The 10,684-nt window shown below is 72.2% G+C and carries 1 protein-coding gene; it reads left to right on the forward strand.

Going from position 1 to position 10,684, the window contains the following annotated elements; all coding sequences use genetic code 11:
• Positions 1-93 precede the first annotated feature (93 nt).
• Positions 94-10,683 carry a type I polyketide synthase gene (locus IE118_RS05475; protein ID WP_189556931.1) on the forward strand — a complete coding sequence of 3,530 codons (10,590 nt, stop codon included), beginning with the start codon at positions 94-96 and terminating at the stop codon, positions 10,681-10,683.
• Position 10,684: the final 1 nt, after the last annotated feature.

Raw genomic sequence — 10,684 nt, forward strand, 5'->3', positions numbered from 1 at the left:
ATGCGGCCCCGTCGGCGCACTGAATTCTTAGTCATTGATCATTCATAAGCATTGATCACGGATCGTCATTATTTGCGCAGTGGGGTGACCTTGGTGCAGGACGAGAAGAAGGTTCTCGACTACCTCAAGAAGGTGAGCGCAGAGCTGCATCAGACGCGTCAGCGACTGCGGCAGAGCGAGGACCGACACCAGGAGCCCATCGCCATCATCGCGATGAGCTGCCGCTATCCCGGCGGGGTGCGCTCACCGGAGGACCTGTGGCGGCTCGTCGCCGAGGGCCGCGACGCCATCGGCCCGTTCCCCGACGACCGCGGCTGGAACCTGGACGCCCTGCTCCACCCGGAGCAGGACCGACCCGGCACCTCGTACGTCCGTGAAGGCGGCTTCGTCGACGACATCGCGGGCTTCGACCCGGGCTTCTTCGGCATCAGCCCCCGTGAGGCGCTGGCCATGGACCCGCAGCAGCGGCTGGTCCTCGAGGTGGCCTGGGAGGCGTTCGAACGCGCCGGGATCGACCCCCACGCACTGCGCGGCGCCCCCGTCGGCGTCTTCACCGGATCGGGCGGCCACGACTACGGCGAACTCGTCGCCACCCGGCCCGAAGTGGCCGAGGCCTACATGATGACCGGCAGTTCCGGCTCCGTCATCACCGGGCGGGTCGCCTACACCCTCGGCCTGGAAGGGCCGGCGGTGACCGTGGACACGGCCTGCTCCTCGTCCCTCGTGGCCATGCACCTCGCCTGCCACGCCCTGCGCCGGCAGGAGTGCTCACTCGCTCTGGCGGGCGGTGTCGCGCTGCTCGTCAAGCCCGAACCGTTCGTCGCGTTCAGCAGGCAGGGCGGCCTGGCCGCCGACGGGCGCTGCAAGCCGTTCTCCGACAGCGCCGACGGCACCGGCTGGTCCGAGGGTGTCGGCATGCTGATGCTGGAACGGCTCTCCGACGCGCAGCGCAACGGACACCGGGTGCTCGCCGTCATCCGCGGCTCGGCCGTCAACCAGGACGGTGCCTCCAACGGCCTCACCGCCCCCAACGGCCCCGCCCAGCGTGACGTCATCCGGCAGGCCCTGGTCGACGCCCGTCTCACGACCGGCGACATCGACGTGGTCGAAGGCCACGGCACCGGGACGACACTCGGGGATCCGATCGAGGCCCAGGCCGTCATCGCCACCTACGGACAGGGGCGCCCGGCGGACCGGCCGTTGTGGCTGGGGTCCCTGAAGTCCAACCTGGGCCACACCCAGGCCGCGGCCGGCGTCGCGGGCGTGATCAAGATGGTCATGGCGATGCGGCACGAGGTGCTGCCCCGGACCCTGCACGTCACCGAGCCGAGCACGCACGTGGACTGGTCGGCGGGCGCGGTCGAGCTGCTGACCGAGGCCCGCCCCTGGAAGACCGACGGCCGGTCGCGTCGCGCCGGCGTCTCCTCCTTCGGCGCCAGCGGCACCAACGCACACCTGATCATCGAAGAGGCACCGGCACCGCAGACCGAACCGGAGGCGACGGCAGAGGGGACCGGGGCGGACCTCCTGCCGCCGTTCCTAATCTCCGGCAAGGGCCCGGCAGCCCTGCGCGACCAGGCCCGTGCCCTGTCCTCCCTCCTGGCCGAGCAGCCGGACCTCCACATCACCGACCTCTCCTACGCCCTCGCCACCACGCGCGCCTCCTTCGAGCACCGCGCGGCCCTCGTCGCCGCCGACCGCGAGGGGCTGGCCCGGTCGCTCGACGCCCTCGCCGCAGGCGAAACCGCCCCCGGCCTCCTCACGGACACCCTGCGGACCGGCAAGTCGGCCGTGCTGTTCTCCGGGCAGGGCAGCCAGCGCGCCGGTATGGGCCGGGAGTTGTACGAGGCGTTCCCGGTCTTCGCGCGGGCGTTGGACGAGGTGGTCGATGCGCTGGGGTTGCCGTTGCGTGAGGTGATGTGGGAGGGGAGTGAGCTGGACCGCACCGGCTTCACCCAGCCGGCTCTCTTCGCCTACGAGGTCGCCTTGTTCCGGCTGTTGGAGTCGTGGGGTGTGCGCCCGGACCTGGTGGCGGGTCACTCCATCGGTGAGCTGGCCGCCGCGCATGTCGCGGGTGTGCTGTCGCTGGAGGACGCGGCGACGCTGGTGGCCGCCCGGGCGCGGCTGATGGACGCGCTGCCGGAGGGTGGCGCGATGATCGCCGTGCAGGCCACGGAAGACGACGTACGCGCACGTCTGGTCGACGGTGTGGCCATCGCCGCCGTCAACGGTCCGCGCTCCGTGGTGATTTCCGGTGACGAGAAGGCTGTCACGGAGGTGGCCGCTCACTTCGAGCGGACGACGCGGTTGAAGGTGTCGCATGCCTTCCATTCGCCGCTGATGGAGCCGATGCTGGCGGAGTTCGGCAAGATCGCCGGTCAACTCAGCTACCACCCGCAGACGTTGCCCGTGGTGTCGAACGTGACCGGACGCCTCGCCGAGCCGGGAGAGCTTCAGGACCCCGCGTACTGGGTCCGCCACGTCCGTGAGACGGTCCGCTACCACGACGGCATCCAGACCCTGGAGGCCGAGGGCGTCCGCACCTTCGTGGAGGTGGGCCCCCAGGCCGTCCTCGCCGGCCTCGGCTGCGGCGAGGACGCGCTGTTCGTCGCCGCTCAACGGCGTGACCACCCCGAAACCCGGCAACTCCTCACCGCTCTCGGCATACTGCACATCCGAGGTGTGGCGGTCGACTGGGAGGCGTTCTTCGCCGGGCGCGGCGCCCGCATCGTCGACCTGCCCACCTACGCCTTCCAGCGCAAGCGCTACTGGGTGAACCCACCCGTCCGCACCGGCGACCCGGCGTCCATCGGCCAGCGGACCATCGAGCACCCCTTGCTCAGTGCCGTCGTTCCCCTCGCCGACTCGGACGGCATCGTTCTCACGGGGCGTCTCTCCCTCCGCACGCACCCCTGGCTGGCCGACCACGCCGTCATGGGTACGGTGCTGCTGCCCGGCACCGGATTCGTCGAACTGGCCGTACGTGCCGGGGACGAGGTGGGTTGCCCGGTCATCGAGGAACTGACCATCGAGGCCCCGCTCGTCTTCGCGCAGCGGACCGGCATCATGCTCCAGGTCCTGGTGGGCCCGCCGGACGGCTCGGGAGCCCGTTCCGTGGCCGTCTACTCCCGTGACGAGGAGGCTGAGGCCGGCGGCCCGTGGCTGCGTCACGCCGCGGGCGTCCTGACCGCCGCGGAGACCTCCTCCGGCCGTGACGAAGACCTGGCGAACTGGCCCCCGCAGAACGCCTCGCCCCTCGCCGTCGAAGGACTGTACGAGCGGTTGGTGGAACAGGGCTTCGCCTACGGGCCCGTCTTCCAGGGGCTGCGGGCCGCCTGGCGGCGGGGCCAGGACCTCTTCGCCGAGATCGTCCTGCCCACCGACTCGGTCTCCGACGCCGCGAGCTTCGGTGTGCACCCCGCGCTCCTCGACGCGGCCCTGCAGACGCGCTTCCTCGACGACGGCGGACCGGACGGCAAGGGAATGGGGGAGACCTCCATCCCGTTCGCCTGGAGCCGGGTGACCCTGCACACCGCCGGGGCCACCGCCGTCCGCGTCCGGGTCTCCCCGCACGGCGCGGGCCTGCGGATGACGGTCGCCGACCCGTCCGGCGTCCCCGTGGTCACCGTGGAGTCGCTGATCGCGCGGCCCGTTTCCGCGGAGCAGCTCCAGGCCTTCCGAGGCAGCGGGGAATCCCTCTATCGCGTCGGCTGGGTCCCCGCACCGCAGGGCGCGGACGCGACCGACGCGACCGACGACTTCACCGTGCTGCACCTGCCCCTCCCCGAGCCGGACGCACAGCCACCCGCCCACGTCCGTGCGGCGACCCATCACGTCCTGGCCGCCCTCCAGCAAGGGCAGGGGCCCGGCCGCCTCGTGGTGGTCACCCGGGGCGCGGTCGACGTGCCCGGCGCACCGCAGGACGACACCGAGCACACTGCGGCGGCGAAGCTGGCGGGGGCGGCCGTCCGAGGGCTGGTGCGTTCCGCGCAGGCCGAGACCCCCGGCCGCTTCGTTCTGGTCGACCTCGACGAGCACCCGGCCTCGGAGGCCGCTCTGGCCGCCGCGGTGGCCACCGGCGAACCCGAGGTGGCGATCCGGGCGGGATCCATGAGCGTGCCCAGGCTCGAAACGCTGCCCGCCCCGACCGAACAGGACGGTGCCCGAACCGCCTCCCCCTGGGGCCCCGCCGGTACGGTGCTCATCACCGGAGGCACCGGAGGGCTGGGGTCGCTGGTGGCCCGCCATCTGGTCACCGAACACGGCGTCCGGCACCTGCTGTTGACCAGCCGGAGCGGAATGGCCGCGGACGGCGCAGCGGACCTGGTGGCGGAACTGTCCCGATCGGGCGCCCAGGTGCGGGTCGAGGCGTGCGACGTCGCCGACCGGGACGCGCTCGCCGAACTGCTGGCCGGCATCGACCCGGACCACCCCCTCACCGCCGTCGTGCACACCGCGGGCGTCGCCGACAACGGCGTCATCGGAGCACTGACACCCGGCCAACTCGACTACGTGCTCGGCCCGAAGGCCGACGCGGCCTGGCACCTGCACGAACTGACCCGCGACCTGCCGCTGTCCGCGTTCGTCCTGTTCTCCTCGTCCTCGTGCATCGTGGACGGCCCCGGCCAGGGCAACTACGCCGCGGCCAACCTCTTCCTCAACGCCCTCGCCGAACACCGCGCCGCCGAGGGACTGCCCGCGCACTCCATCGCCTGGGGCCTGTGGGGCGGCGACCAGGGCATGATCCAGCGGCTCAAGCGTGCCGACGTCCTCCGCGTCAACCGCTGGGGGGTGATCGAGCTCGCCGTCGACGAGGGACTCCGTCTGTTCGACGCCGCCCTCGCCACCGACACACCGACTCCGATCGCGTTCCACCTCGACACCAAGGCCGTCCAGCACCGTGCCGACGGCATCCCGGCCATGTTCCGCGGCCTGGTCAGTGCCACTCCCGCGCGGCGCTCGGTTTCCTCCCGCCCCTCCGCCTCGGCCGACGCCACCTCCGGCGACACCGCGCTCGCCCAGCGACTGGCCGGCCTGCCCGAGACGGAACGTGAGCGCGCCGTACTGCACCTCGTGCGGGCGGAGGTCGCCGCAGTCCTCGGCCACGAGTCCGCCGAGACGATCGAGCCGGAGCGCGCCTTCCAGGAGCTGGGCTTCGACTCCCTCACCGCCGTGGAGCTGCGCAACCGCCTCCAGACCACGACCGGCCTGCGCATCCCGGCCACCGTGGTCTTCGACTATCCCAGTTCCCGGGTCCTGGCGGACTTCCTGTTCGCGGAGGTGTCGGGCACCGACATCGACGCGGCCCACACGTCGTCGACCGTGACCGTGGGTGCCGCCGCCGACGAACCCGTCGCCATCGTCGGCATGTCCTGCCGCTACCCCGGCGGCGTCACCGACGTGGAAGGGCTCTGGCAGCTGGTCGTCGACGGGGTCGACGGCGTCACCGCCGACCCGCCGACCGACCGAGGCTGGGACCTCGGGCGGCTCTACGACCCCGAGCTGAGCCGTCCCGAGACGACCTACGTGCTGGACGGCGGATTCCTCTACGACGCCGCCGACTTCGACCCCGACTTCTTCGGCATCAGCCCCCGCGAGGCCCACCGGCTCGACCCGCAGCTGCGCGTCCTCCTGGAAGCGTCCTGGGAAGCGTTCGAACGGGCCGGCATCGCACCGAGCACCCTCAAGGGCAGCCCCACCGGCGTGTACGCCGGCCTCATGCACCACGACTACGTCACCAGCGCCATCCAGGGCAGCACCATCTCGGGCCGGGTCTCCTACACCCTCGGCCTGGAAGGCCCCTCGGTCACCGTCGACACGGCCTGCTCCTCCTCCCTGGTGGCCCTGCACTTCGCCGCCCAGGCACTGCGCCAGGGCGAATGCTCGCTGGCCCTGGCCGGAGGAGTCTCCGTGATGGCCACACCGGACATGTTCACCGAGTTCAGCCGCCAGGGCGCGCTGTCCCGGGACGGCCGCTGCAAGGCGTTCTCGGCCGCCGCCGACGGCACCAGCTGGGGTGAGGGCGTCGGTGTCCTCGTCCTGGAACGGCTCTCCGACGCACGACGCAACGGGCACCGGGTGCTCGCCGTCATCCGTGGCTCCGCGGTGAACCAGGACGGTGCCTCCAACGGCTTCACCGCGCCCAACGGACCCTCGCAGCAGCGCGTCATCCGCAAGGCCCTCGGCACCGCCGGTCTCGGCTCGGCGGACATCGACGTGGTGGAGGCCCACGGCACCGGCACCTCCCTCGGAGACCCGATCGAGGCACAGGCACTGCTGGCCACCTACGGCCAGGGACGCCCCGAGGGACGACCCCTCTGGCTGGGCTCGCTCAAGTCCAACCTCGGCCACACCCAGGCCGCGTCCGGTGTCGCCAGCGTCATCAAGATGGTGATGGCGATGCGGCACGGGGTGCTGCCGAAGACCTTGCACGTGGAGGAGCCGTCTCCGCACGTGGACTGGTCGGCGGGAGCGGTGGAGCTCCTGACCGAGGCCCGGCCGTGGGAGAGCGACGGCCGTCCGCGCCGGGCGGGCGTGTCGTCCTTCGGCCTGAGCGGGACCAACGCGCACGTGATCCTGGAGGAAGCGCCGCTTCACGACGAGCCGGAGAAGGACGAACAGCCTCTCGTAGCGCTTCCGGCGGTGCCGTGGGCGGTGTCCGGGCGCGGTGAGGCGGCGTTGCGGGCGCAGGCGGAGCGGCTGGCCGCGTTCGTGTCCGGTCGGGGTGATCTGGCACCGGCGGATGTGGCGTTCTCGCTGGCCACGACCAGGTCGGTGTTCGAGCACCGGGCTGTGGTGGTGGGCCGCGACTCCGACGAACTGCTGCGCGGGCTGGCCGAGGTGGCCTCCGGTGAGCGGGTCGGTGGAACGCCGGTGCAGGGCAAGACGGCGTTCGTGTTCTCCGGTCAGGGCAGCCAGCGTGCCGGTATGGGCCAGGAGCTGTACGAGGCGTTCCCTGTCTTCGCGGGAGCGTTGGACGAGGTGGTCGATGCGCTGGGGTTGCCGTTGCGTGAGGTGATGTGGGAGGGGGGTGAGTTGGACCGCACCGGGTTCACTCAGCCGGCTCTCTTCGCCTACGAGGTCGCCTTGTTCCGGCTGTTGGAGTCGTGGGGTGTGCGCCCTGGGTTGGTGGCGGGTCACTCCATCGGTGAGCTGGCGGCCGCGCATGTCGCGGGTGTGCTTTCGCTGGAGGACGCGGCGACGCTGGTGGCTGCCCGGGCGCGGCTGATGGACGCGCTGCCGGAGGGCGGCGCGATGATCGCCGTGCAGGCCACGGAAGACGACGTACGCGCACGCCTCGTCGACGGTGTGGCCATCGCGGCCGTGAACGGCGCGCGGTCCGTGGTGATTTCCGGTGACGAGGCGGCTGTCATGGAGGTGGCCGCTCACTTCGAGCGCACGACCCGGTTGAAGGTGTCGCATGCCTTCCACTCGCCGCTGATGGAGCCGATGCTGGCGGAGTTCGGCAAGATCGCCGCCACGCTCACCTACCACGAAGCGAGCCTGCCCGTGGTGTCGAACGTGACCGGACGCCTCGCCGAGCCGGGAGAGCTTCAGGACCCCGCGTACTGGGTCCGCCACGTCCGTGAGACGGTCCGCTACCACGACGGCATCCAGACCCTGGAGGCCGAGGGCGTCCGCACGTTCGTGGAGGTCGGCCCCCAGGCCGTCCTCGCCGGCCTCGGCTGCGGCGAGGACGCGCTGTTCGTCGCCGCTCAACGGCGTGACCACCCCGAAACCCGGCAACTCCTCACCGCACTCGGCATACTGCACACCCGTGGCGCCACGGTCGACTGGGAGGCGTTCTTCGCCGGGCGCGGCGCCCGCACCGTGGACCTGCCCACCTACGCCTTCCAGCGTCAGCGGTACTGGCTTGGTTCCGGTGCTGCTGGTGGTGGTGCGGATGTGGAGATGGCCGGCCTGGAGGTGGCCGGGCATCCGTTGCTCGGTGCGGTGGTGGATCTGCCGGTCTCTGGCGGGGTGGTGCTCACGGGACGACTGTCGCGCGAGGCGCAGCCGTGGCTGGCCGACCACGCGGTCCTGGGGGCGGTGTTGCTGCCGGGTACGGCCTTCGTGGAGTTGGCGGTGCGGGCCGGTGACGAGGTGGGTTGCGGCCTGGTGGAGGACTTGACGCTGCACGCTCCGCTTGTGGTGCCGGAGCGCGGCGGGGTCGCTCTCCAGGTGACCGTCGAGGGCGTGGACGGCGGCGGCGGTCGCCCGGTGCGGATCCACTCCCGGGTCGAGGGAGCGGATCAGGACGGTGAGTGGACGCTGCACGCCGAAGGCACGCTCGCCGTCGACACCCACCGGCCCGAACCGACCGGCATGGAGGTCTGGCCGCCAGAAGGCGCCACGCCCCTCCCACTCGACGGCTTCTACGAACAACTCGCCGAACACGGTTTCGCCTACGGTCCGGTCTTCCAGGCGGTCCGCGCGGTGTGGCGGCGCGGCGACGACCTCTTCGGCGAGGTGGCCCTCCCGGAGCAGGGTGCCGGCGACGCGGGAGAGTTCGGGGTGCATCCGGCCCTGCTGGACGCCACCCTGCACACCAAGTTCTTCCTCACGGGCGACGGCGCCGACCCGGGCTCCGTCGGGACGTCGATCCCCTTCGCCTGGAGCGGCGTCCGGTTGCACGCCGCCGGTGCCTCCCTCCTGCGGGTCAAGGTCACTCCCGGGCCGCCCGACGCCGGCGCCGTACGGATCGTCGCCGCCGACGGTGCGGGGGCCCCCGTCCTGACCGTGGACACGTTGGTCACGCGCACGGTGACGCCCGACAAGCTCGCTTCCGGAGAAGGCCGCGTGCCGGCCGCTGTTCACCCCTCCCTCTTCCGAGTCGCCTGGACGTCGGTGGCGGACGGTGGGGCGGGAGACGAGCCGACCGGGCCCGTGGACCTCCATGAGGTGGTCACCGACACCGCCGCCCCGGTACCGGACCGGGTGCGCTCGGCTACGCACGCCGTCCTCGCCGCCCTCCAGGCGCGTGCGACGGACGACGAGGAAGAGGGAGAGACGACGCCTCTGGTGGTGATCACCACGGGTGCCGTCTCGGTCGGCGGGGATGACCCAGTCACCGACCTCGCCGGTGCCGCGGTCTGGGGCATGGTGCGCTCGGCCCAGGCGGAGAATCCCGGCCGATTCGTACTGGCCGACCTGGACGGCGACCCGGCCTCCAGGGCCGCACTGGCCGCCGCCGTCGCCGGCGGTGAGCCCCAACTGGCCATCCGTGCCGGGCGTGTCCACGTTCCGAGGCTGGTCCGGGTGACGACCGAGGAGGCCCGACCGGCACGTCCCGGAGCGGGCGAACCGTGGTCGGTCGGGTCGGGGACCGTGCTCGTCACCGGTGGCACCGGGGGACTGGGCTCGGTCACCGCACGGCACCTCGTCGCCGAGCACGGTGTCCGGCACCTGCTGCTGGTCAGCCGGAGCGGCATGGCCGCGGAAGGCGCCGCCGACGTGGTGGCGGAACTGACCGGGGCCGGCGCCGAAGTCCGGGTCGCGGCCTGCGACGTCGGCGACCGGGTGGCACTCGCGGAACTGATCGCCGGTATCGATCCCGACCACCCGCTCACCGCCGTCGTGCACACCGCGGGCGTCGCCGCCAACGGCGTCATCGGTGCGCTCACCCCGGAACAGGTCGACTATGTCCTCGGGCCCAAGGTGGACGCTGCCTGGCACCTGCACGAGCTGACCCGCGACCTGCCGCTGACCGCGTTCGTCCTCTACTCCTCGTCGTCCAGCGTCGTGGACGGCCCGGGCCAGGGGAATTACGCGGCCGCCAACCAGTTCCTCAGCGCACTCGCCGAGCACCGCGCCGGCTCCGGCCTGCCCGCCCACGCCCTGGCATGGGGACTGTGGGACGAACGACGCGGCATGATCCAGGGGCTGACCGCCACGGACGTCGAGCGCACCCGGAGGTGGGGCATGACCGAACTGACCCCCGCCGACGGGCTCGAACTCCTCGACCTCGCCACCGCCACCGGACTGCCCGCCCTGGTGCCGGTGCACCTGGACCCCGTGGTGATCCGCGACCGGGTCGGCGGCGTGCCGCCCATGCTGCGGGAGGTCGCCGCGACGGCACCGGGCCGCCGGACCCCCGTCCGTACGCGGGCCGGCGATGCCGCGCCGCGCGGCGCCGGCCCGGACCTGGCCGAACGCCTGGCCGGTCTCACCGACCTCGAACGCCGCCGTACCGTTCTCGACCTCGTGCGCACCCACACGGCCGCGGTCCTCGGCCACAGCTCCGCCGAAGCGGTCGACCCGGACCGCGCGTTCCAGGAGATGGGCTTCGACTCCCTCGGCGGCGTGGAACTCCGCAACCGCCTCAAGGCCGCCACCGGCCTCCAGGTCCGGGCCACCGCCGTGTTCGACCACCCCACCTCCCGCGCCCTCGCGGACTCCCTGCTCGCCGAACTCGCTCCCGCCGACGACGGAACCGACGCCGCCACCGAGGAACACGTCCGCCAGGCACTGCGGAACATCCCGCTCAAGCGGCTGCGCGACACCGGCCTGCTCGACACGTTGCTGGAACTCGCGGGAGTCGGCCTGCCCGACTCCGCCGCCGGACTCGAGGGAGAAGAGGACGACTCCCTCGACGACATCGACGCCCTCGACACCGAGAGCCTGATCAGCATGGCGCTGGACGGTTCGGCGGCCGGATCCGGCGACGACAGCCAGGAGGCATGAC

The sequence above is a fragment of the Streptomyces pilosus genome (genome assembly GCF_014649835.1).
Taxonomy (GTDB): domain Bacteria; phylum Actinomycetota; class Actinomycetes; order Streptomycetales; family Streptomycetaceae; genus Streptomyces; species Streptomyces pilosus.